Below are 23,347 nucleotides of genomic sequence, written 5' to 3'. Positions count from 1 at the left end.
GTGATTGAGATCTGTTTATTTTGATGAATTTTGATATATTCATCGCACATCATCTCGAAAAATATCTAAGTGTTTCATTTTTGAGGCAAAAGACTTCATGTCCAATACGCTTTTTTTTCAGCGGTTTTTGACGCGCCGTAAACGCAAGCAACTGTCGTTGGCTATTTTTAGTCATCAGGTACTGTGCGTTAACACTCATGGCGATGTCGTTGTTGAAGAAATCCTTGCAGGCGACACCATTGAAGCCGTGTCACGCTTGTTTGAAAAAATTGAAATACAAAAAGCGGATGTCAGCCTGCTACTTGGGCGCAACCAGTATCAATCTATCTTGATTGACGACCCTGAACTGCCACCGGAAGACATGTTTTCGGCACTGCCGTTTAAGCTGAAAGACTACTTGTCTGAGTCTCCGCTTGATGTGGTCGCAGACGGGTTTGACTCTCCGCTTTCCGGCCGTTTTCAGGCAATGGCGGCGAATAAAGCGAGCATTCTGCAAATCAGTACCATGCTGATGAGGCGTCAGTGCCGACTAAAACAAGTGACGGTGGAAGATGCTCAACTGGCGGCATGGACGGATACAGACAGTACGGAAATGGTACTGAACAGCCTGTATACCGGAGGCATTCAGTTAACGGTTATCAGCAAAGGTAAATTATGTTTCCAGCGCCAAATCAGAACCTTGGCACTGGACAACAGTCATCAATTATCTGAAACCGATATTGATGAGCTGGCACTTGAGATACAGCGCTCTCTGGATTACCTGCGCTCGCAACTGCGTCAGACACAAATTCGCGGTGTGATTCTCGATCTTGACAGTCTGGATGATAAGGCACTGGCGTTATCCTTATCGGCACGTTTAACGGTAAAAGTTCGAACACCTGAATTCAGAAAAGGCGTACCGTTCAGAGAAAAACTGGCGTTCTCGTTGCTGGAAACCCCCGAGTCGCTGATAAATCTTTACCGTGACAGTCTGGGGCATAAGACGCCTTGGCTGACATTTGAAAAGATGTTAGGCGCATGGGGAATCACCATGTTGTTGCTGTCATCGGTGTATGCATACGAGCAATGGCAGTTAAGCGATGCCAGTAAAAACCTGTTAGCTAAGAATGGACAGTTAGAGCAGCTACGTGTTGCGTCGCAGGACCTGTCGTCGCGATTATCTTTGCACCTGCCATCGGAAGAGAAAAAGCGTCAACTGAACGCGTTGAAACAACAAATGGCCGACAGCCAAAGAACACTGAGTGCGGTTGCTGACCATGATAAAGCCTCATTGGAAGGGTTTGCCGGCGTGCTGCGTGATTTGTCATCAGCATCGAGAGCCGATATTTCGATTGAGGAAGTCAACATTTCGCCATACCAGCTGAATATCAAAGGGCTGGCAGCATCACCGGATGCGGTACCTGCATGGGTTACCACGTTCAAGAGGCATCGTTACTTGGCGTCTAAGGCCTTTGCGTCGATGGAAATCAATCAACGCGAAGACAAGTTGTTGGAATTTACGCTCAAGACTCAGCGTGATTCAGATGAGGTAGCATCGGAATGACCATGTTACAGACATTAAAGATTCGTTTTGAAAGCCTCACCCGCCGTGAGCAGTGGATGATCGCGATCTGCGGTTGGGTGTGTGTGTTGTCTGTAGGCATTTTTAATTTCATAGAACCTGCTTATCAGCAGTTGGTGGTGAAAGAGCAACAACATCGTGCGATGTCAGTGAACATCAATGAATTGATGTCGCTGAATGATCAACAACTGAAAATGCTGAGTGATAACCCTGATTCACAGCTTGATCGTGAACTGACCGAGCAGCAAGAAAAGAACCTGCAACTTGCGCAGGAAATTCAGAAGCAAGTGGCGGGCTACGTCAACAGCAGCCAGATGTCATCACTGATGGAAAGCGTGTTGAAGCAATCGGACAAGCTTGAGCTGGTATCGATGCGCTCGTTGCCGTCGGCGTTGCTGACCAAAGACAAAGATGCGGGGTATCACTTGCATCCGATTGAAATGACATTACGCGGCAGCTTTTTTGACATCGTTGAATACCTGACGGCACTGGAGTCGCTCCCTGTGAAGTATTTCTGGCGCAAAGTCGACTACCGGGTTGTGGATTATCCGACTGCTGAAGTCGTGATTGAAGTTTACACATTAGGCGACAGCCCGTTGTTTATCGGAGGTTAAATGAAACTGCTTTTATCGATACTACTGAGCGTTGCGATGTGCTTTTCTTCTGCGGTCAATGCCGCGGCTGCACATGATCCTACCGCGCCGCTTGGGTACAAAGCTGCCCCTAAACCTGTAGAGGTGAAAACGGCGCCCGCACCCGTTAAGAAAAAGGGGCCCAAGCGCGTGCGCCTACCGCGCCTTGATGCGGTAATTTGCTCGTCAGAAAACAGCTGTGTGGCTGTGTTTAACGGGGAAATGGTAGAGGAAGGCAAGGTTTACAAAGGGTTTAAAGTTGCCCGTATAAACGAAAATTCTGCATTGCTGACGCGTCAGAAAAAGCAATGGACCTTGAATGTATACAGTGAGCAGGTAGTTCAGTGATGAGAGAATATGGATGTAAAGCGCCGCTGTTAACTGTGCTGGCTGCAATGACGCTGGCAGCATGTTCCAGTGTCGACCGCCAGCCGCCTGAAGAGATAAACAAAACACTTAAAGAGGCGTATCAACAAAACGGTGCGCAGTTAAAAACTCTCCCCGATGCCGTCAGCCGAGATCTGATGGCATTTGGCGATCAGGAGCGACCTGATTCTCAGCTCAACAACAAGCGTGTTCGGGTGAATGCGCGTGATATTCCGGCCAAAACCTTTTTCGCCAGTCTGTTTAAAGACTCTGACTGGAATTTAGTACTGCATCCTGATGTGTCAGGGAAGATCTCCGTTTCACTCAAAGATGTCACCTTGGCCGAAGCGCTGGATGTTGTATCAGATATCTACGGCTATCAGATTGAATATACGGGTAAGCTGGTTCAGGTATTCCCGGCTGTGATGCGCACAGAAACTTTTGCGGTCGATTATTTGCAATTGCGTCGTGAGGGTAAATCCAGCACGTCAGTGACCAACGGCATTGTGACTCAAGGGTCATCATCCAACGATAACAATACATCAAGTGTTGCTGCCACGAGCGGGACGGTGATCAATACCTCCGCAGAGAGTGATTTCTGGCGACAGTTGGAACAAACAGTGCGCGGAATGATTGGTCCGGGTGAGGGTAACAATGTCATGGTATCGCCACAGGCGAGTTTGCTGACTGTACGCGCTTACCCCAACGAACTGCGCGAAATAAAACGCTATCTGCAAGTGGCGGAAAAGCGTCTTAAACGTCAGGTTGTGCTGGAAGCAAAGATCCTTGAAGTCACATTGAATGATGGCTATCAGCAAGGCATCAACTGGAAGAATATTACCCGCAGTATTGGCAGCGGTGCAGTCACCATTGCCAACGCAGCCGCGACGATAGGTAACAACATCACCACTGAGCTTGGCGGACAAACAACCATTACCATCGGTGACGGCCAGTTTGAATCAGTGCTGAACTTCCTTGAAACGCAAGGCGATTTAAATGTTCTGTCGAGCCCACGTGTCACCGCGGCGAATAACCAGAAAGCGATGATAAAAGTCGGTGGTGACGAGTACTTTGTCACCAACATTTCGTTCAGTGACGCGACAGGCGATAATTCGAAATCTGGACCCAATATTGAACTAACACCGTTTTTCTCCGGGATTTCTCTTGATGTGACGCCGCAAATTGACGAGAACAATGGCGTGTTACTCCACGTCCATCCGTCGGTGATTGATGTGTTGACCGAGACGAAAAAACTAAAAGTCGGCAAAGACGAAGAATTTGAACTGCCATTGGCGAAAACGTCGGTACGGGAGTCAGACTCCGTCATCCACGCTAAGTCGGGTGATGTGGTGGTCATTGGCGGTTTGATGAAATCGTCAGTCAGTGAAAAAGTCTCAAAAGTGCCGCTATTGGGCGATATCCCGGGGGTAGGGAATCTTTTCCGTAACACTGCCAAGCAGAAACAAAAGACCGAACTGGTTATTTTGCTTCGTCCTTCTGTTGTGGGTGATAAAACCTGGCAACAGGAAATTCAACGCTCGCAACAACTTCTGGATACCTGGTTTCCTGAGCAGTAAAGATAGACCTATGTCTTGCGGGAGAAGCTGATGATAAGCAAACTGCACACCGATAAATGGACGTCTCTGGCTATGATGGCTAGCGTCTTCTTTTTGCTTTTTTCTCTATCTGTCCATGCTGACAACTCTCGGTCATCAGTATCAGGCAATGCCAGCATGACGGTAGAGCATGTCACTCTGACACCCAAAGAGATGGCAACCGTAGCCTATGATAAAGCGCAGCAGCGTGCAAAGCAGGGAGACATGAATGAGGCTATTCAATACCTTTTCACAGTGCTCGATAATCAGCCTACCCATGTTGCGGCAATCAATCAGTTAGCGGCATTACTGTATGGCAAGAACCGGGGGCGCGAAGCGGAGTTTGTCCTTCGCAAAGGCATAAAAGCCAACCCTAACAAATTATCGTTAACCCTCACGTTGGCAAAGCTTCTTGATAAATCAGGTCAACCCGAGGCCGCCCTTTGGGTGCTTGGTGAAGCGAGGTCCAAAGCTGATTCAGACCCGAAACATGCTAGCCATTTGTACGCGATGCGGGGTGCCTTGGCACAAGAACTGAATCATATCGGGATGGCGAGAGACAGTTATCAGTGGCTGACCACACACTATGCGGAAGACGGCCGCTGGTGGCTTGGGCTGGCGGTGGCGGAAGATAAATCCGGTCATATTGATAAAGCTATACCTGCCTATGAGTCGGCGCTCAGTGCTGGGCATTTAAGTTCACCGTCAGTGACATTTATTCGTGACCGTCTGGCTCTATTGACCACGCCTCAGGAGGTTGCCGTCGATGGCAATTAAACTCCGCAAGCGACTTGGCGACTTATTGGTTGATGAACATATCATTCAGCTCAGTGATTTGATGGCGGCGCTCAGCCAACAGGAGCAAAGCGGTAGTAAGCTTGGCGATATTTTCATTGAGATGGGGCTACTGACAGAGCAGCAACTGGTTGATTTTCTCTCGCGCCAACTTGACCTGAAAGCTATCGATTTTAATCATTTCGATATTAATGTGGATGTGGTCGGTTTGTTGCCAGAAGTTCATGCTCGTCGTCTGCGAGCTTTGGTGATTGACAGAACATCAGAGGGTTTGCTTGTCGCGATGAGTGACCCTGCCGACTTGGCTGCGCAAGAATCTGTGATGGCATTGCTGCCAGACCATAAGATTGCGCTGGCGATTGCGTCAGAACGCCAGTTGATCGCTGCGTTTGACCGTTACTACCGCAAAACGCAGGCGATAGCCTCGTTTGCTGAACGTCTGGAAGCGGAACACAGAAAAGAGTCATCGACAGCTTCGGAACTACCATCGATGATGCGCAAGACATGACAGTGGTTAAGCTGATTAACTCGCTGTTTGAAGATGCTGTGCAGATGAATGCCTCTGACATTCATATCGAACCCGATGAAAAAGTTCTGCGGATCCGACAACGTATTGATGGCAACCTGCAGGAAACTCTGCTGAAAGAGTCCGGTATCGCATCGGCTTTGGTATTGCGTCTCAAACTGATGAGTGAGCTGGATATTTCTGAAAAGCGTCTGCCACAAGACGGCCGTTTTCACATCAAAGTGCGTAAGATGAATATCGATGTGCGCCTTTCTACATTGCCAGTTGAACACGGCGAAGCGGTGGTAATGCGTTTGCTTAACCAGTCGGCAGGCCTTCTCAGCCTCGATCAGGTGGGCATGCCCAATGACATGCTGCGTCGTTTCCGCAGTCAGCTCCACCGTCCATATGGAATGATTTTGGTCACTGGGCCCACAGGGTCGGGTAAAACCACCACGCTTTATGGCGCGCTCAACGAGTTAAATATCCCCGACAAAAAAATCCTTACTGCAGAAGATCCTGTGGAATACCGTCTGCCGCGTGTCAGTCAGGTGCAAATCAATAACAAAGTGGGGCTGACCTTTTCCAATGCGCTACGTACCTTCTTACGACAGGATCCAGACATCATTCTGGTCGGTGAGATGCGAGACAGTGAGACCGCTGAAATTGGTTTAAGAGCGTCGATGACCGGACACTTGGTTCTCTCGACCTTGCATACTAACAATGCCATTGACAGTGCACTCCGTCTTGTCGATATGGAAGCGCCGGGGTATCTAGTGGCGAGTGCGGTCAAGGCCGTGTTGGCGCAACGACTGGTGAAGCGTAACTGTACAGAGTGCAGCGAGCCAGAGCCTGTCAGCTCTCATCATAAGGTTTGGCTCGACAGCCAGTACCCAGCCTATAGTCAGCAACGTTTTACAAAAGGAAAGGGCTGCCAGACCTGCAATCACACCGGATATAAAGGGCGTATCGGGGTGTTCGAATTATTAGAAGTGACACCAGAGCTCGCCGATGCTCTGCGTGCCAATGACCACAATACGTTTACACGACTGGCACAGCAGCAAAAAGGTTACCGTTCATTAGTCGACAGTGCGCTTGCAATGGCAGTCAGCGGTCAGACGTCACTTGAACAGGCCATCAGCCTTTCCGAGAGTGCTCCGCTGCTTGATGAGCTTGAAGGTAACTTCTGATGGCGTTTTATCAGTTCGTTGCCAAAGATGCCAAAGGCGCACAAGTTCGCGACGTGGTGGAAGCGGAAAGCGAGCGTATTGCAATCGACAAGGTCACCGAGCGTGGATACGTGCTGCTGTCACTGCGGGAAAAAAAGCGTCGTAGTGCCGATATCACCTTACCAAAATTTACGCTACCGAGCTTTTCCCGCGGTATCTCGCTCGACTTGCTGGTGATCTTTTGTCGCCAGTTTTACAGCTTGTCAAAAGCAGGCATTCCCTTACTTCGCGCTATCAACGGCCTTTCTCAGAATACAACAGACCCCAAGCTAAAACTGGCGCTTGAAGGCATTCATGAAGAGTTGTCGAATGGACGAGCATTGTCGTCTGCCATGCGCGATTATCCGCTGATCTTCAGTGATTTGTTCGTTTCCCTGATTCAGGTGGGTGAAAACACGGGGCGGCTCGATCATGCGCTGCTTGAGCTGTCGGAGTACTACGAGAAAGAAATTGAAACCCGCCGCCGTATTAAAAGCGCCCTGCGTTACCCAAGTTTTGTCTTAACCACCATCGGGCTGGCTGTGGTCTTCCTCAACGTTAACGTGATCCCCAAATTTGTCGGTATGTTCGCCAAATATGGCTCTGAACTGCCGTTGCCCACCCGAGTGCTTATCACCACCTCGAATTTCTTTGTCGACTTCTGGTGGATGTTGATATTCGGTCTAGTGTTCTCAGTGGCTGCTTTTAAGCTCTGGAAAGACACGCCTGATGGCGGCATTAAGTGGGACAAATTCAGATTGCGCTGGCCGCTGGTGGGGAGCCTTTTGCAGCGAGCCCTGATGTCTCGGTTTGCACGCACCTTCGCGATGATGATTCAGGCGGGTGTACCGCTGAATACCTCTCTTTCACTGGCCGCCTCAGCCATTGGCAACAAATATCTATCGTCAAAAGTCAGTGAAATGAAAACCGCGGTGGAATCTGGCATGACGATAAGTTCAGTAGTCGGCAGTTCCGGTGTTTTCCCACCGTTGGTTCACCAGATGATTCAGGTCGGTGAAGAGACTGGGCAAATAGATAAGCTGTTGCTGGAAGTCAGTGACTTTTACGACCGCGAAGTAGATTACGAGCTAAAAACTTTGTCAGCGCGGATGGAACCGTTTTTACTGTTTATTGTCGCTGGGTTGGTATTACTGTTGGCCATGGGTATTTTCTTACCGATGTGGGGTATGTACGACTTCGCTCGCGGTATTTGAGCAATTAACACGAGCTTTTGATAAAAAACTTTCCGCTCAAAAAGTGTGCAACATATTGTTTTAAAAGGCTGTACAAAAAATAATCAAAAAAGTTTTAAAAAACGGCATTTTTTTGTGGCGCAGAACAGAAAATCGCATTATATTGCGCTTCCCCAGCGAGGAGGGTGCTGGTCTTACCTGTGGTGAGACTCAGTGTGAAACATGGAAAACAAAGTTTGATATCCATGCGTTCAGTTCCTTACTCGCGCAACCGTGCCTGCCGTTTTGCTGGCCCGAGTTTGCCGACAGAAGCTGCGCGTTGTCAGCGTCGACTGGGAAGCAGGGATAGCATGAAATCAAAAATTTTATTAGAGAACGCTCAGTCTGATTGCTGAGCATATTACTGAAGTACCTATGAGGAGGAGTAGTATGAAACGTCAAGGCGGTTTCACATTAATTGAAATGATCGTTGTGATCGTAATTTTGGGCATTCTGGCAGTAACGGCAGCGCCTAAGTTTTTGAGCTTTGAAGATGATGCAAGAGTTGGCGCACTAAATGGATTAAAAGGTGCAGTCGATAGCGCTGCAACAATGGCCTATGGAACTGCAGCAATTAAGAATGTTAAGGATGGACCACTAGTAACCAGCAGTGGCACCATTCAGGTAGTGAAGAGTTACCCCAAAGCATCTTCCGATGGCATTGCAGCGCTAGTAAATGGTATTGGCACAGATTTCAAAATCGTGGCTAATAAAACTACTGCCAATGATGGCAAAGTAATTCAATTCACATTTAGTAGCGTTAATACACCTGCATCTACAGATAAGTGTGTCATTTATACCGGAGCAACTGACTCTGCTGCTGCATTTACGACCGTAGGTGCATGTGACGCGTAGCCAGACGACTTATCTCGGCTTCACACTGATCGAACTGGTGGCAGTGATAGCCATTGTCAGCATTCTGGGAGTGTTTGCCTTACCGCGCCTGACGGGAAACGATGAGTTTGCTGTAATCAGTGCGCGGGATGCTGGCCTGTCGGTGGCTCGACAGGTTCAGCTGAAAGCGATGCAGCAGGCAGACCCCCAGTCTGTCTGCCATCAGCTCGTTGTGATTGCCTCCCAATTGGGGGGCAATCCTATTTCTAGCTGCGAGAACTCAAGCAGTCAGCGTGTAGTGCTTGACGATGTCACTGTCAGCCCTGTCAAAACCCTTTCTTTCGATCTTCTCGGCCGTCCTTATGATGCCGGAGCAAGATTAACTAAAGAACTCACCTTCACTTTTTCTAAAAGCGGTGCAACCGCTGCATTTTGCCTTAATCAGGAAGGCTACTTTTACGCCTGCAAGTAAACAAAGTAACAAAAGGATATTGTCACTATGAAACAGCTTAAGGGATTCACACTCATTGAGATGGTCGCTGTGATGGTGATGCTCTCGTTACTCGCTGTGATGGCGGCACCGAAGCTTATCAATATGAGAGAAGATGCTGAGTTGGCTGTATTGCAAGGTTTGAAAGCTGCTGTTGATGGCGCAATTCTGACTGTCAGTTCCAAAGTTATTCTTGCTGGTCTGGAGGACAATGTTGGTACTCAAAAGGTCAACGGAATAGACCTTTATAAAGGCTATCCATCCGTTTCAGAATCAGGTATCGGTGTCGCTGTAGGTATAAATGACGGCGATGACTGGGAGTTTGATGGAACTACTATAAATCACCCTGAGATAAAAATACGAGCCGCAAATCAAGTGAGTAAGTATTGTCTTATTTACAGAGGTGTTCCTCTTGCTGGGAGTAAACAACCTAACCTACCCCCATCAAGCCGTATTGTGGAAGATTGCGGTGCCATCACTACGAGTTAATTGCCAATGAAACTGACTCATAACTTTCGTGGCTTCACCCTTATCGAAACCATTATCGGGATGGTGGTGTTCAGTGTTGCGATCATTCTAATAAGCACGGCCTTGCTGCCTTTTATCGGTGGCAAATCGACCAACCCTTACTTTGAAGCACGCGCTGCGGCTCTTGGTCAGTCAGTCATGAACAGTATTCTTGCCCGTCAGTATGATCAAAACAGTGACCCAAATGGCAGCCGCTGGCGCTGCGGTGAAAATGCCGTGGCAGTAAAAGAAAAATTCGGCTATTCGCTGAAAGACCCGATTCCAGCATGTTCTGCCACACTTGGCCCGGATGCTGGCGAAACCACACCAGCGCAATTTAATGATGTCGATGACTTTATTGGCTGCTGGGGGGAAGATGCAGCCCAGTGTGATGGCCTAACTGTCAAAGGGGGCATTGATACGTTAGTCGGTACTGACTATCCGGGTTTTACCGTCAGTATTAATGTCGCCAACAGTCAGCTGGAATCTGTCTCGACTAAGCGCATCACCTTGTCTGTCTTTCACCCACAATCGGGTAAGTGGGCGTTCACTGCTACAAGGGAAATTTCTGATGAATCGTCACCCAAAAGGTTTCACCCTGATTGAACTGGTGGTCACCTTGGTGATTCTCGGTGTGCTTTCGGTCGGGATTTCCGGGTTTATCGGTTCTGGCGTGGGTGGCTATATCACTGCTCGTGACCGTGAGGCCGTGCAAGGCGAAGCCCGCTTTGCTATCGAACGGGTAGGGCGTGAACTGAGAAATGCGGTACCGAATAGTGTGACTATAGAGAAGGCGGGGCAGTGTGTCAGCTATTACCCTATCTATGCATCGGGCTTTTATGAATTATTACCAACCTCTTTATTGAGTGCGGTATTTGCAGACTCTTACGCCATAGATGTGAATGCCTTGAAAGGTAAGAAGATTGTCTTTTCGCCACAAAAGCCCGATGACTTTGACTATGCAACGACGATAAGCAGTGTGACCAAAGAAACCAAAGATGATTACCTAATGGCACTCAATTCATCACCCGGCGGCCTTTCGAGATCTTCCACCAAACGCTTTTACGTGCTGGGTAATCAGGTGCAATTTTGTTTTGAATCGGGTCAGTTAGTGAGAAAAGAGAGCCTATCCGATGATATGCCATTAGCTAACAATGTGTTAGTCAGCACCAGTGTATTTACTTTGCAGCAGATCTCACTCAACAGTTATGGGCTGGTAAACGTGCAGTATACCTTTAGTCAGAATGGTGAAACCACGGTATTTGAACAGGAGATCCCGGTTGTTAACGTCCCCTAAGTCTTCATCAATGCGCCTTGGTAGGTCGCTTAAACGGCAGCAGGGCAGTATGTTGATTATCGCCATTTTTTCAATCGTGGTGTTGGCCGCCCTCGGTGGGTATCTGATGCAAATTACGACCTCCCAAAGTAACACCACCGCCCGAGAAGTACTGGGAACCCGCGCATGGCTGGCAGCTAACTCCGGCTCCCAATGGGCAATGAGCCAGCTTTTCCCCTTGGTTCAGGACAAAAATAGCCTGCCTTCACCAAGTTGCAGCGCCAAAAAAGAAATCACCTTCAATGATGTCGGTTTGCAAGGCTGTACAGCGGTTGTTGAATGTAAAGTTAAGCGTTCTTCAGGTGGCAAAACAATATATGCCGTTGAGAGCATAGGCCAGTGCGGGAGCGGAGAGTTTGCAGTTTCCCGCGCTCAGGAAACTTGGGCGAGGGAGGTGGAGTGATGAAAATACTCAAGCATTATTTTTCATTCACCTTATTGCTGATGATGTCTTTGTCCGTTGAAGCTGCGATCAACGATACCAATATATGCGATATTTTTCCCAGAGTAGCTCAGTCCCACTCCAAGTTAGCAGGTTCATTAACTGCATATGGTGATTCCCGAATCATACAAACACATAATCTAGATAAAACCAAGCCAAAGAGTTTTACTCTTAGGTTCGGAAAGTCGCCAAATACTCACCAAAATTCTTGTAGTGCAGAACCTGAAAAAGGCATTTATTTTCAATGTTTGACAGACGCTAAGCTACCAGCGTTTGAACTTAAACTTGATAAAATGCCAAACAATATTCAAGCATGGGAAACTATTGGTGCGGGCAAGACCCTTGTGCTAGGAAAGACCGGAAATTCATGTAGAAGCGAAAAATACGACCCGACGAAGACAGGGGTATGTAACTTTGAAAGCGTGACTCTGAATGGGGGCACTCTGGAGTTGAATGATGGCACCTATTGGATTAACTACCTTACACTAGCATCAGCGGGTGGTGGTATGCCAAGTATCAATATAAAAGGAAAGGTGAAACTTTACGTAAAGAATGCAACATTCAATGCGGCAGCAAAAGTTGAGAACGAGGGTGACCCAGATGACTTTATCTTTATTATCAGTGATGAAGGGAAACTAAACTCTAATTCTGAAATTACAGCGTTAATTTACGCAGTGAAATCGCTACAACTGAATGGCAATACTTCGATCAATGGTGCAGTTAGTGTAGGGAGTTTGTCCATGAACACTAACGCTAAAATCTACGGTGAAAACCAATGTTTGACGATACCGGACCTTTTATTTGAACCCTCTTCGGGAAAGAATTTTACTGGCAAAAGTATAAAGGTTGTAGTTAAAACGATTTCTTCAAAAGGTCTGCCGAGACACAATGTAAACGGTACTCTCCTCGTCAATGTTTCTTCAGATGAGCGTGCCTGTATTTCAGGTTCCGAATCGGGTGAATGTTTGAAAATATCAACCCCTCGCAACCCTGTGAGCCTTAAGTTTATCAACGGGGAAGCAACTTTTTGGCTAAAGGGTTTGGGGACTGGCGATGTAAGCATATCTACCCAGCTCACCACGGATGGGGGGGAGATCATCAAGAAAGACTCCGGCATATATACATTCCTTCCAAAATTGGAGTTAGACCCAGAGAAGGCAACTTCCGCAAGCTGCAGTGACTTGAAAATCTCAGTAAGAGCTGTAGATGCTGCTGGCCTGATTCAGTCATCTTTCAACAATCCAGTTACCCTTTCAGCGACGGGGGATGGTTGTCTTAAACTTCCATCAGGTGATACCTGTTCGAAAACTCAAACGATGGTCCTTAATAATGGCATTGGGCATGTATTTGTCCGATCTGATGGAATTGGTCAGGTCGACGTTGAAGCAAAATTAGAGGTTGGTTCTCTGTCTTCAACTGCCAACGGCTCATATTTTTTCAGGCCAGAAGGCTTTCGGTTTGAGCCTGCAGCTATAAGCCTCGTCACCGGTAAACCTCAAAAGCTCTCTTTGATTGCCACTTCAGGCAGCTGCAGCGTCGTAAAAGCGTATAAGGGGCAGAAAAAGCTCGATATCGGTGTAACAAAGTTCATTAGCCCATCTTTGCGGGGGCCTGAAGTCAAGATCACTAATGCCGTTAATAATTCACTCAACCTAAATTTTGTTGATGGTGTAGCCAAAAGTGCATTGGAAGTACAGTACGATGGGGCAGGGGAGGTTGAATTTACTCTTACTGATAGTAGTTGGAACCCGGTAACGAATGCGCCTTTTTCTGAGGCGGAGTTGCAAGCCAAAGCTGAGGGAAGAACCGAACTTTTTGGTGTGCGACTCGATCAAAAAATGGAGGGGACAGCAGCTTTGACTGTTCGGCCATATACCTATGCTATCTGTAATGTACAAACAGAAAATGGTGAAGACCTTAATAATCTCTCCGGGCCTTTCTTTGCGAAAGCGGGTGAGCCATTTAGTGCATTCTTAAAGCCAGTAGGTTGGAACAGCGGCGATGCAGATGATGTCACTAATCCCGTAAACCTAACGGGTAAAAATTATTGTGATCGTCAAAGAATACCGGGTTATTTCTCGACGCTATTCTCACCTGACGACAAGGTTGTCTTAAAGAGAGCAGGTATAGTGTCGCCAAGTGATGGCTCGGCCGGTAGTGCTTGGACACTAGCTCAAGACCCTATACGTTTTGTGCAGCATGGGAATGCGACAGGCTATTCTTTTGAGGGGTTATCTTGGGATGAAGTTGGAACCGTAAGAATCCGCACAGAGGGGCAATATCTGGGGCAAAAAATCACTCCTTCTTACATACCTGTCGGCCCCTTTGAGCCTGACCACTTTGAAATATTCAACAGCAGAATTAACACGGCAAGTCCGTCAGTAAACGGTTCGAAAGCATTTAGTTACATGAACCAACCCTTTACAGGACAATTCGAAATAAAAGCCATGACAGGGGGTAATAACCCTCAAGCCGTTAAGAACTATCACAAACTAGCATCCGGTCAGGTAACTTTTTATATAACAGCTGTCAGCGAACAGGGTGGTGACGATTTAACGAAAAGAATCAGCTACTCATCGCCACAAAAATGGATAGCTTCTCCCGACGGGATCAGCGTGTGGAAGTTTGACGATGCAAACATGTCAGTTAAACGCAGTAGTGACAATTCGCCAGATGGCCCGTTCAATCAATTGGCTCTGGGAGTCAAACCGTCGACAACCACTGCACAGATAAAAAACAGTGATAGAGTGACAAACACAGACAGTGAGGACCTTGGTGCTAAGTGGGGAGAAACGGATATTCGCTATGGCCGATTGCGTATTTCTGATACCGCGGGGAACCTGAGCAGTGATCTCAGTGTCCCAGTCTATGCAGAATACTACGATGGCGCTCAATTTGTCGTCAATCAAGATGATAATGCGTCAAAGATAAGCATCGGTGCCAGCAGACAGCAAGAAATCTATTCAGATGGAAAAGCGCCTGACAAATCCTCAATCGTTTTTGATGGAACGGGTACTGAAAAAACGTTGAAAAATGGTGCTGCTGCCTTTGTAGTCAAACCAGAAGCTGAAAATGGTGAGTTTTATCGTCGTCAGTTTCGTCTTTGGCAGTGTTTGAAATCGGACACTGAACAGTGTAAAGACGGTGTGATTAATGCTCGGTCATGGCTTACATTTGGCGGCTCCAACAATAGCGGTAACCCGTCAGCCATTATTACTCTCGGCACCTATCGGGGTAACGACAGAATTATCTATCAGGGTGAAAAAAACGCCAATGTGGCTAGGTAATGAAAAAAAAGACAGATCTTATTCAGGTTTGTAGACCATCACCTTGCCGCTTGTGCGCTGCGTTGGTACATTTAGCGGCAATATAAAAAAATTCTCATGCGTGCAGGATTAACCGAAGATTATGTTTAAGAAACTTCGTGGTATGTTCTCCAACGATCTGTCTATCGATCTGGGAACAGCCAACACACTGATTTATGTAAAAGGACAGGGAATTGTCCTTGATGAGCCATCTGTTGTGGCAATTCGTCAAGACCGTTCAGGTTCAACCAAAAGCGTTGCTGCCGTCGGTCATCAGGCCAAACAAATGCTTGGTCGTACTCCTGGCACCATTTCAGCTATTCGTCCAATGAAAGATGGCGTTATCGCCGACTTCTACGTGACCGAAAAAATGCTGCAACACTTTATTAAAACCGTACATGACCACAGCTTTATGCGTCCTAGCCCTCGTGTGCTGGTGGCAGTACCTTGTGGTTCAACGCAGGTTGAGCGTCGTGCAATTCGTGAATCTGCACTGGGTGCGGGTGCCCGTGAGGTATACCTGATTGATGAGCCAATGGCCGCTGCAATTGGTGCAGGTCTGCCTGTTTCTGAAGCGACAGGTTCGATGGTTGTCGATATCGGTGGTGGTACCACAGAAGTTGCCGTTATCTCTTTGAATGGCGTGGTTTATTCTTCGTCTGTACGTATTGGCGGTGACCGTTTTGATGAATCAATCATCAACTATGTTCGCCGTAACTACGGCAGCCTGATTGGTGAAGCCACCGCTGAACGTATCAAGCATGAAATTGGCTCGGCGTATCCGGGTGATGAAGTGCGTGAAATTGAAGTGCGTGGTCGTAACCTTGCGGAAGGTGTACCACGCAGCTTTACGCTAAACTCAAATGAAATTCTGGAAGCGCTGCAGGAGCCACTGGCAGGTATTGTCTCTGCTGTGATGGTTGCGCTTGAGCAGTGTCCGCCAGAACTGGCTTCTGATATTTCTGAGCGCGGTATGGTGTTGACGGGTGGTGGTGCGTTGTTGCGTGACCTTGACCGTCTGCTGACCGAAGAAACCGGGATTCCGGTAGTTGTTGCTGAAGAGCCGCTGACATGTGTGGCTCGAGGCGGTGGTAAAGCGCTAGAAATGATCGACATGCACGGCGGCGATCTGTTCAGCGACGATTAATTCTCCTGATTGCTAACAAGCAGGTCGCTATTACACAATGAAACCAATGTTTGGCCGTGGGCCATCTTTGCCTTTACGCCTGTTTTTTGCGGTTATCATATCAGTCAGCCTTATGCTGACTGATAGTCGTTTTGACGCCTTCGCAAAAGTACGTTATTTGCTCAATACGGTGGTTGCGCCGCTCCAGTACGCCTCGAATCTGCCCCGCGATATCCTCGATAATTTGTCTCATCAGGTCACCTCGAATCAACAACTTCTGATCGAAAACGACAAGTTGAAAGAAGAAGTATTGATTCTTCGCAGTCGTCAGTTGTTACTTGATGAGGTTGAACGACAGAATCAGCAATTGCGTGAGTTGCTGGGCTCTTCGTTTGTCCGAGATGAACGACGCTTAGTCGCGGAAGTGATGGCGGTAGACTCTGACCCATACAAGCATCAGGTCATGATAGATAAGGGCCGCACCAATGGTGTTTATGAAGGCCAGCCGGTGATCAACGAACACGGTATTGTCGGTCAGGTGGCTTACGTCGGGGCGCACAACAGCCGTGTATTGCTGATCACAGACCCAAGCCATGCCATTCCTGTTCAGGTGAGGCGCAACGATATTCGTGTGATTGCTTCAGGGCGGGGTGACAGAGACAATATCCAGCTAGAGAACATTACCAGTAGCGCTGATATTGAAGCGGGTGACGAGCTGGTCAGCTCAGGGCTGGGCGAAGTCTTTCCTGAAGGGTATCCGGTTGCAACAGTCACATCGTTTTCGTTCGACAATAAGCGTCCTTTTGCACAGGTTGATGCACGTCCGGCGGTTCAGTTCGACCGACTGCGTTATGTGGTTTTGGTCTGGCCGACAATGAAAGCTGACAAACACCGAGCACCGCCGCCTGAGAGTGAACGTGATACGGTGAAAATAGATACACCGCCGACTTCATCATCTAAGAAAAACTGACTGTACCCAGAGGTTAATTGATGGCAAACCCAGTGATGCGAAGCCATGGTCTTATTTGGCTGTCTTTTATCATCGCATTGATTCTGCAAACCACACCGTGGCCGGGAGAGCTAGAGCATTTCCGTCCATCATGGGTCTTGCTGGTGACTTTTTACTGGGTCATGGCCTTGCCAAATCGAGTGAATGTGGGAACCGCGCTGATCCTTGGCTTACTGTGGGATTTGATTGTCGGCTCGACACTCGGGGTCAGAGGGCTGATGATGTCCTTGGTGATTTACTTCGTGGCATGGAATTTCCAGATGCTACGTAACATGTCTCTCTGGATGCAGGCAGCATTGCTGACTATTGCCACTCTGGCAGCTAAAATCCTTGAATTCCTCGCAGAGTACCTGCTGTCTAACGTGACATTTGATCCGAACGTCATGTGGGCTGGCTTGCTTAACTTCTTACTGTGGCCTTGGCTATTTTTATTGTTGCGTCGAGTCAGGCGTAAACTTGCTATCAAGTAACTTCGGAGGCTGAATGTCATCTCAATCCTATTATCTTGCTTCAGCCTCACCCCGTCGTAAGGCACTTCTCGAGCAAATTGGCCTGTCGTTTTCCGTGTTGTCTGTTAATGTTGAGGAGCAACAGGATTCGTCGGAATCTGCGCAAGATTACGTGCAACGCTTGTCGCGTGACAAAGCTAAAGCGGGTGTTGGTGTTGCGTCTCATGCCTTGCCTGTTATTGGTTCTGACACCATTGTGGTTTGTGACGGTGATGTGCTTGAGAAACCCGCTGACTTAGCGCACTCTCGGCAGATGCTAAGACGCCTTTCAGGGAAAAAACATCAGGTGATGACGGCTGTTTCTGTCGCTGATAGGAACCATACACTCACAACACTTGTCATAACCGATGTCTGGTTTAAATCCCTGAGCGATCAAGATATTGATGATTATTGGCAGACCGGGGAGCCTGCCGATAAAGCGGGTAGCTACGCTATACAAGGGATAGGTGGCCGTTTTGTCACCCGTATGGAAGGGAGCTACCACGCAGTTGTTGGCCTGCCTTTATATGAAACCGAAGAACTACTTAACCAATTCAAAGTATTAACTGGGGAAAGTTAATGAGTGCCGAGCTATTAATCAATGTGACACCTGCTGAAACCCGGGTTGCCCTGATTGAAGGGGGAAACCTGAGAGAAGTGCACGTTGAGCGGGAAGCCAAGCGCGGCATTGTGGGTAATATCTACAAAGGTAAAATCAGCCGGATCTTACCTGGTATGCAGGCAGCATTCGTCGATATTGGCCTTGAGAAAGCGGCCTTTCTTCATGCCTCAGATATCGTGCCTCATACCGAATGTGTCGCCGAGAATGAGAAGCAGCAGTTCAATGTTCGTGATATTTCTGAACTTGTCAGGCAAGGGCAGGACATTGTCGTTCAGGTGGTTAAAGACCAATTGGTACCAAAGGGGCGAGACTGACCACGGACATTACACTTCCCTCGCGCTACCTGGTCTTTATGCCAGGGGCATCTCATGTCGGTGTTTCTCAGCGCATTGAAAGTGAAGAAGAAAGAAACCGTCTGAAAAAACTGGTGTCCCCCTATTGTGACGAGCTGGGTGGATACATCATCCGTACCGCTGCTGAAGGGGCGACCGATAAAGAACTGGCGCAGGACGCGGCTTTTTTAAAGCGTCTCTGGAAGAAGGTGCTTGAGCGCCGTGGCAAGAATGCTACCCGCAGCATGCTTTACGGTGAACTCGACCTTGCGCAGCGTATCTTGCGTGATTTTGTCGGTACTGAGCTTGACCTTATCAAGGTGGACTCCAAGCAGTGTTTTGATGTGGTCAAAGAGTTTACCGAAGAGTTCGTGCCTGAACTTACCGATAAACTGGATTATTACAACGGTGACCAGCCCATCTTCGATATGTACGACACAGAAAACGAAATTCAACGTTCTCTGGATCGCAAGGTTGAGCTCAAATCCGGTGGTTATCTGATTATCGATCAGACCGAGGCGATGACCACGATAGACATCAATACAGGTGCGTTTGTTGGTCGCCGTAATCTCGAAGAGACCATATTCAATACCAATGTTGAAGCCACCCGTGCGATTGCCCGCCAACTTAGACTGCGTAACCTCGGTGGTATCATCATTATCGATTTTATCGATATGATTTCAGAAGAGCACCGTGAGCGGGTCATACAGTCTTTGGAGCAGGCATTGTCAAAAGACAGGGTGAAAACCAATATTAATGGCTTTACCCAACTGGGTCTTGTTGAGATGACTCGAAAGCGAACCCGCGAGAGTATCGAACATATCCTTTGTGGCTCCTGCCCAACATGTATGGGACGTGGCACGGTGAAAACGGTTGAGACTGTGTGCTATGAGATCCTGCGTGAAATTACCCGGGTAAACCGCGCCTACGATGCGGATAACTTTGTTGTTTATGCATCGCCGACGGTTGCGGACGCCTTAAGGGCGAGGAGTATCATGCTCTGGCGGAGCTGGAGATTTTTATTGGTAAGCAAGTCAAAGTTCAGGCAGAGCCTTTATACTCTCAAGAGCAGTTTGACGTGGTGATGATGTAACCGCGGGTATGGCTGCAACATGATAAGACTTTGCCTGCGATTTCTCCTCGCATTTACGCTGACTCTATTGTTACTGGTGGCCATGGCCACCGTTTCTTTACGTGTCTTCTTACCAAATTTGGATGCTTTTAAAGGGCAGATACAAAACTGGGCCGCTGAACGCAGTGACTTTCAGGTGGATTTTGCCTCTGCGACCGGGCATTGGCGCTATCTTGCACCCTCTCTCTCATTACATCAGCTGACACTAAAAACTGACCAACACCAGCCGTTACTCTCTCTTGAAAAACTCGACCTTCAGTTTGATATCTGGGCCTCACTCAAAGAGCGGGACCCCGTTTTTAATTACCTCAGTGCAGATGGCCTTAGTATTGATTTCACCAAGTTCCAGTCGCCTGATAATGTAACGACACCAGACTCATCAGATACCAAGATAAATGAAAAGGTCCTTCACCGTCTCGAGCGGCTATTTTTGGTCAATATCGCTAAATTTGGCCTACGAAATGCCGATGTGACGTTCAATGGCCCTCAGGGGCAAGCGTATACGCTGGATATTAATTCTTTACTTTGGAGTAACGATGGTCACGACCATCGGGCACAAGGGATCGTCAGCTTTAGGGGAACTGAGCTTAACCAACTTGCCGTCAATGCCAGCTTCTCGGAAAAAGGCGACATCGACACGCTTTACGGACAACTCTTTTTTGGTGCAAAAGACATTTCGGTTTTGCCCTTTATCAAAGACCACCTGCCTGAGAGCGTTTCGGTAAACAATGCCAAGGCGGGTGGCCGTCTCTGGCTCAATGTTGAAAACGGCCGTCTGAACGATGTGCACCTGAGTTGGATAAAAGCGTGCTCTCTTGGCAAGACGGCGAAAAAAATGACCATAGTGTCAGAATTGCTGGCGGCGCGGTCAGTATCTTGCCAGAACCGGACGGTTGGCGCTTTGATACTGATACCTTACGAATTAGCTCAGATGGCCAGCCATGGCCAGAATTTACTGCTAGCGGTCGACTGTCAGGCAATCAATGGCTGGTTAATCTCGCAGGTTGAATGTTGCTTCATTACTGCCAGTCAGTAAGTTGCTTCCGTTGTCCGTTGATGTTCAAGAAGCGATCGATGCACTCTCGCCGTCCGGAAAGCTCACTGATTTGCGCCTCCAATATCAGCCTGGAGAAGACATTACTTATTCAGCAATGCTGAACAATGTCAGTTTTAACCATTGGTCTTATCTACCGAAAACGCAGGGTCTCGGATTACGACTTGCAGGCTCGGGTACAAAAGGGGTGGCCTTATTGTCCATGAAAGACCAAAAGTTGCTGTACGGTGATTTCTTTCAAGCACCTCTGAGAATAGAAAGTGGTGATGTTGCGCTACGTTGGCAGCAAAGCAACGACATTGTTCAAGTTTGGAGTGATAGGGTCTCAGTTGCGTCTCCAGTCATGAATGTTGAGGGGCAATTCCTGCTCGAACTTCCTAAGGAAGGCAGCCCGTGGCTGTCGTTTTACAGCGAAGCAGAGCTTGAAGACGTCAGCCAGACATGGCGTTATTTACCCAAGCGTGCACTTGGCTCAAACCTCACGGAGTATTTGTCAAAGGCCTTACAGGCTGGGCACATACACAAAGCAAAATTGGTGTGGAATGGTGCCCTCAATCAGTTTCCTTATAAAGAGCATCAGGGCGTTTTTCAGGCTGGCGTGCCTTTACATGAAGGGACGTTCCAGTTTCTCGATACATGGCCAGCAGTATCTGACATTGATGCTGACTTACTCTTTGACAACGAGTCACTTTTCATTGATGCCAACAAGGCAAACTTTGCCAGAATATCCTCCGATAAAGTAAGCGGGCGATTGGTGTTGGATGGTGAATCTCCCCTATATCTTGATATCAAAGCCGATGGCAAAAGCGTGATGCCACCTCTTTGATGATGAAGACTCCCTTGGCTTCATCTGTTGGCAATGCTTTGACCTATCTTGGGCTATCCGGTCCCGTTAAAGCAGGTTTATCACTGACAATTCCTCTTGATGGTGAACAAGTAAAAGCCGTGGGGGCGGTGAAGCTGGCAAATAACAGTATCAAACTCAGTGGACCGACCGTAGAGATTGATAAAGTCAGCGGTCAGGTCTTGTTTGAAAACGACCGAGTAAGTACGAACGGCCTTTCCGGTATGTTGCTTGGACAAAAGATTGAGCTGCGTATCGATGGCGAGCAGCAGGGAAAACATTATGAGCTGGATATTCGCTCCGGCGGAAATTGGCTGGCTGAAAAACTACTCTCAGAAGCTGGGCTCAAAGGATTTGATTATCTAAAAGGCAACACCATTTGGACGATGAATCTGGTGTTAGGAATTTTTCCTCAAACGACACAGTTCCTTGCCGAATTAAAAGCGCCGCTCAGCAATATAAAAAGCGGGTTACCCGCGCCGCTTGACCAAACGTCTCTCGCTGGCAAAAGTGCCAAAATTATTGTCGAAGGCACAGGTAAACAGTTTACTGCCATTGCCGAGTTGCCAGACACCCGCTATCGCGGGGTAGTGTCTTTGTCTGGCAAGCGGCCAAAGGTTGTCAGTAGTTTCTTTGAGGTGGGTAACTCTTCGATGCCAGTATCGAAAATTGGTAGCCATCTGATTGATATTAACTATCCCTCACTGGACATCGATAGCTGGAAATATGTTATTGAAGCCTTGACGAAAACAGCAGCATTCCAAAAACCATCCAGTACCGATATTCCCTCTCCAACAGGCATTAATCTCCGTGCAGACAAGCTGGATATCCTCGGCTTTTCGCTCAATAACGTCAATGTGGCTGCGAGAAATAATAAACAAGGTTGGAATGTACTGTTCGGCAGTAAAGAGCTTGATGGCAATGCGCTGTGGCACAACGAGGGTGCTTTAGACATTTCAGTCGATCACTTATTTGTTAACCACGAAGCGAATAGTTCGACCAATGAAGAAAAACGAAGAGTCGAGACTAAAGCCAGTGCGGTTGATAAGCTGATAATGAAACATTTTCCAAATACTTCACTGGTTATTGAGCAACTTTGGCTGCAGGGGTACCGCGTCGGTCGTTTGAAGAGTAAGGTTTCTAAAAGCAATAACAGGTTGAATCTCACCACGTTCTCCATCGACAGTGGCGACAACATGATTGACGCATCGGGTTGGTGGGAAATTAATAACTCTGGCAAAAACCATAGCAGACTCGCTTTTAATGCCAGTGGTGCAGATACCGCTGACATCATGGGACGGTTTGGTGTGACAGGTGGTATTCAAAAAGCCAGTTATACCACCATAGGCGATATTACCTTCGACGGCACACCTTGGGCGCCGGATACCCATACCATGGATGGCGACATCAGCGCGGTAATGAGAGAGGGCTATATCAGTGGTGTTGGTGGGGCTGGAAAGCTGCTGGGATTGTTCAGTCTCGATTCCATTGTGCGCAAGATGCAGCTTGATTTTCGTGGTGTATTTGAAGATGGACTGGCGTTTGATGAGATATCAGGGCGTGGAGTGATCACAGATGGTGTTGTTGTAACAGATAATATCCAGATGAAAGCCTTGGCAGGTGATATGTTTATTAAAGGGATAGCCAACCTCCCGGAAAACAGGATTGATGCCGACGTGAAATTTATCCCCGATATCACCTCCAGTATTCCGGTCTTAAGTGCATTTGCTGTTGCGCCTCAGACTGCACTTATCGTTGCTGCGGCGACGACCGTTTTGTCGCCAGTTGTTGATGTATTTACACAGGTCCGCTATCAAGTATCAGGGACAATTGACGCGCCAGTAGTCAAAGAGGTATCGAGAAGTCAGGCGGAGATGACGTTACCGAAAAAGGCGCTGGAGCGTTTAAGAAGCCAGCAAGGGAGCGAATAAA

The 23,347-nt window shown here is 47.9% G+C and carries 20 protein-coding genes and 2 pseudogenes; all 22 read left to right on the top strand.

Annotated features, from left to right (window positions below; all coding sequences use genetic code 11):
- Nucleotides 1-97: 97 nt before the first annotated feature.
- The 22 genes and pseudogenes from CS022_RS18810 to CS022_RS27415 all read left to right on the top strand — a co-directional run bounded on the left by CS022_RS18810 (nt 98) and on the right by CS022_RS27415 (nt 23,346).
- On the top strand, nt 98-1,543 hold the full coding sequence (locus CS022_RS18810) for a PilN domain-containing protein (protein WP_129123554.1): 1,446 nt from the start codon (nt 98-100) through the stop codon (nt 1,541-1,543).
- 2 nt (nt 1,544-1,545) lie between these two features.
- Entirely contained in the window at nt 1,546-2,175 is a 630-nt protein-coding gene (locus tag CS022_RS18805) for a type II secretion system protein M (protein WP_235869673.1), read from the top strand.
- Complete coding sequence (locus CS022_RS18800; RefSeq protein WP_129123552.1) at nt 2,176-2,541, top strand: MSHA biogenesis protein MshK; 366 nt, start codon at nt 2,176-2,178, stop codon at nt 2,539-2,541. It begins immediately after the preceding gene.
- Nucleotides 2,541-4,136, top strand: coding sequence for a pilus (MSHA type) biogenesis protein MshL (mshL, locus tag CS022_RS18795; RefSeq protein WP_129123551.1), 1,596 nt, complete (start codon nt 2,541-2,543; stop codon nt 4,134-4,136). Before CS022_RS18800 ends, mshL begins: the two co-directional genes overlap by 1 nt.
- A gap of 30 nt (nt 4,137-4,166) precedes the next feature.
- A complete protein-coding gene (locus CS022_RS18790) occupies nt 4,167-4,931 on the top strand; it encodes a tetratricopeptide repeat protein (protein ID WP_129123550.1) in 765 nt (254 codons plus the stop codon).
- Nucleotides 4,921-6,644, top strand: a pseudogene (locus CS022_RS18785) (GspE/PulE family protein). The gene CS022_RS18790 and the pseudogene CS022_RS18785 overlap by 11 nt, the downstream one beginning before the upstream one ends.
- Nucleotides 6,644-7,876, top strand: coding sequence for a type II secretion system F family protein (locus CS022_RS18780; RefSeq protein WP_129123549.1), 1,233 nt, complete (start codon nt 6,644-6,646; stop codon nt 7,874-7,876). Before CS022_RS18785 ends, CS022_RS18780 begins: the two are co-directional and overlap by 1 nt.
- 408 nt (nt 7,877-8,284) lie before the next feature.
- The gene (locus tag CS022_RS18775) at nt 8,285-8,749 is read left to right on the top strand and encodes a pilus assembly FimT family protein (protein ID WP_129123548.1); all 465 of its coding nucleotides are present in this window, start codon (nt 8,285-8,287) and stop codon (nt 8,747-8,749) included.
- Nucleotides 8,739-9,200: a type II secretion system protein gene (locus tag CS022_RS18770; RefSeq protein ID WP_129123547.1), complete on the top strand. Its 462-nt coding sequence runs from the start codon at nt 8,739-8,741 to the stop codon at nt 9,198-9,200. The genes CS022_RS18775 and CS022_RS18770 overlap by 11 nt, the downstream gene beginning before the upstream one ends.
- Before the next feature lie 27 nt (nt 9,201-9,227).
- Nucleotides 9,228-9,707: a type II secretion system protein gene (locus CS022_RS18765; protein WP_129123546.1), complete on the top strand. Its 480-nt coding sequence runs from the start codon at nt 9,228-9,230 to the stop codon at nt 9,705-9,707.
- Nucleotides 9,708-9,713: 6 nt separating this feature from the next.
- Nucleotides 9,714-10,331, top strand: a complete 618-nt coding sequence (locus CS022_RS18760; RefSeq protein WP_129123545.1) for a type IV pilus modification PilV family protein — start codon at nt 9,714-9,716, stop codon at nt 10,329-10,331.
- A complete protein-coding gene (locus CS022_RS18755; RefSeq protein ID WP_161569675.1) occupies nt 10,297-11,022 on the top strand; it encodes a PilW family protein in 726 nt (241 codons plus the stop codon). The genes CS022_RS18760 and CS022_RS18755 overlap by 35 nt, the downstream gene beginning before the upstream one ends.
- On the top strand, nt 11,006-11,464 hold the full coding sequence (locus tag CS022_RS18750) for an MSHA biogenesis protein MshP (RefSeq protein ID WP_235869671.1): 459 nt from the start codon (nt 11,006-11,008) through the stop codon (nt 11,462-11,464). The genes CS022_RS18755 and CS022_RS18750 overlap by 17 nt, the downstream gene beginning before the upstream one ends.
- Complete coding sequence (locus tag CS022_RS18745; protein WP_129123543.1) at nt 11,464-14,790, top strand: DUF6701 domain-containing protein; 3,327 nt, start codon at nt 11,464-11,466, stop codon at nt 14,788-14,790. Before CS022_RS18750 ends, CS022_RS18745 begins: the two co-directional genes overlap by 1 nt.
- Before the next feature lie 121 nt (nt 14,791-14,911).
- A complete protein-coding gene (locus CS022_RS18740; RefSeq protein WP_068900864.1) occupies nt 14,912-15,955 on the top strand; it encodes a rod shape-determining protein in 1,044 nt (347 codons plus the stop codon).
- Nucleotides 15,956-15,992: 37 nt separating this feature from the next.
- The gene (gene mreC / locus CS022_RS18735; protein WP_129123542.1) at nt 15,993-16,904 is read left to right on the top strand and encodes a rod shape-determining protein MreC; all 912 of its coding nucleotides are present in this window, start codon (nt 15,993-15,995) and stop codon (nt 16,902-16,904) included.
- Nucleotides 16,905-16,924: 20 nt separating this feature from the next.
- Nucleotides 16,925-17,413, top strand: a complete 489-nt coding sequence (gene mreD, locus CS022_RS18730) for a rod shape-determining protein MreD (RefSeq protein ID WP_129123541.1) — start codon at nt 16,925-16,927, stop codon at nt 17,411-17,413.
- A 13-nt stretch (nt 17,414-17,426) separates the two neighbouring features.
- Complete coding sequence (locus CS022_RS18725) at nt 17,427-18,011, top strand: Maf family protein (RefSeq protein ID WP_129123540.1); 585 nt, start codon at nt 17,427-17,429, stop codon at nt 18,009-18,011.
- Nucleotides 18,011-19,478: pseudogene (rng, locus tag CS022_RS18720) on the top strand (ribonuclease G). Before CS022_RS18725 ends, rng begins: the two are co-directional and overlap by 1 nt.
- Before the next feature lie 19 nt (nt 19,479-19,497).
- Nucleotides 19,498-20,553, top strand: a complete 1,056-nt coding sequence (locus CS022_RS18715) for a YhdP family protein (RefSeq protein ID WP_129123539.1) — start codon at nt 19,498-19,500, stop codon at nt 20,551-20,553.
- The gene (locus CS022_RS27420) at nt 20,522-21,397 is read left to right on the top strand and encodes a YhdP family protein (protein ID WP_129123538.1); all 876 of its coding nucleotides are present in this window, start codon (nt 20,522-20,524) and stop codon (nt 21,395-21,397) included. The genes CS022_RS18715 and CS022_RS27420 overlap by 32 nt, the downstream gene beginning before the upstream one ends.
- A 14-nt stretch (nt 21,398-21,411) precedes the next feature.
- Nucleotides 21,412-23,346 carry a YhdP family phospholipid transporter gene (locus CS022_RS27415; RefSeq protein WP_161569674.1) on the top strand — a complete coding sequence of 645 codons (1,935 nt, stop codon included), beginning with the start codon at nt 21,412-21,414 and terminating at the stop codon, nt 23,344-23,346.
- Nucleotide 23,347 lies beyond the last annotated feature (1 nt).

It is taken from the genome of Veronia nyctiphanis (genome assembly GCF_004116385.1).
Taxonomy (GTDB): Bacteria; Pseudomonadota; Gammaproteobacteria; order Enterobacterales; family Vibrionaceae; genus Veronia; species Veronia nyctiphanis.
This window is presented reverse-complemented; position numbering and strand designations above follow the sequence as displayed.

Bases quoted from the DNA above. Each gene is read 5' to 3' on its own strand.
- CS022_RS18800 (WP_129123552.1), top strand. From the start codon at position 2,176: ATGAAACTGCTTTTATCGATACTACTGAGCGTTGCGATGTGCTTTTCT.
- mreC (WP_129123542.1), top strand. From the start codon at position 15,993: ATGAAACCAATGTTTGGCCGTGGGCCATCTTTGCCTTTACGCCTGTTT.
- CS022_RS18740 (WP_068900864.1), top strand. From the start codon at position 14,912: ATGTTTAAGAAACTTCGTGGTATGTTCTCCAACGATCTGTCTATCGAT.
- CS022_RS18725 (WP_129123540.1), top strand. From the start codon at position 17,427: ATGTCATCTCAATCCTATTATCTTGCTTCAGCCTCACCCCGTCGTAAG.
- CS022_RS18805 (WP_235869673.1), top strand. From the start codon at position 1,546: ATGTTACAGACATTAAAGATTCGTTTTGAAAGCCTCACCCGCCGTGAG.
- CS022_RS18790 (WP_129123550.1), top strand. From the start codon at position 4,167: ATGATAAGCAAACTGCACACCGATAAATGGACGTCTCTGGCTATGATG.
- CS022_RS18760 (WP_129123545.1), top strand. From the start codon at position 9,714: ATGAAACTGACTCATAACTTTCGTGGCTTCACCCTTATCGAAACCATT.
- CS022_RS18810 (WP_129123554.1), top strand. From the start codon at position 98: ATGTCCAATACGCTTTTTTTTCAGCGGTTTTTGACGCGCCGTAAACGC.
- mshL (WP_129123551.1), top strand. From the start codon at position 2,541: ATGAGAGAATATGGATGTAAAGCGCCGCTGTTAACTGTGCTGGCTGCA.
- mreD (WP_129123541.1), top strand. From the start codon at position 16,925: ATGGCAAACCCAGTGATGCGAAGCCATGGTCTTATTTGGCTGTCTTTT.
- CS022_RS18780 (WP_129123549.1), top strand. From the start codon at position 6,644: ATGGCGTTTTATCAGTTCGTTGCCAAAGATGCCAAAGGCGCACAAGTT.
- CS022_RS18755 (WP_161569675.1), top strand. From the start codon at position 10,297: ATGAATCGTCACCCAAAAGGTTTCACCCTGATTGAACTGGTGGTCACC.
- CS022_RS18715 (WP_129123539.1), top strand. From the start codon at position 19,498: ATGATAAGACTTTGCCTGCGATTTCTCCTCGCATTTACGCTGACTCTA.
- CS022_RS18765 (WP_129123546.1), top strand. From the start codon at position 9,228: ATGAAACAGCTTAAGGGATTCACACTCATTGAGATGGTCGCTGTGATG.
- CS022_RS18775 (WP_129123548.1), top strand. From the start codon at position 8,285: ATGAAACGTCAAGGCGGTTTCACATTAATTGAAATGATCGTTGTGATC.
- CS022_RS18745 (WP_129123543.1), top strand. From the start codon at position 11,464: ATGAAAATACTCAAGCATTATTTTTCATTCACCTTATTGCTGATGATG.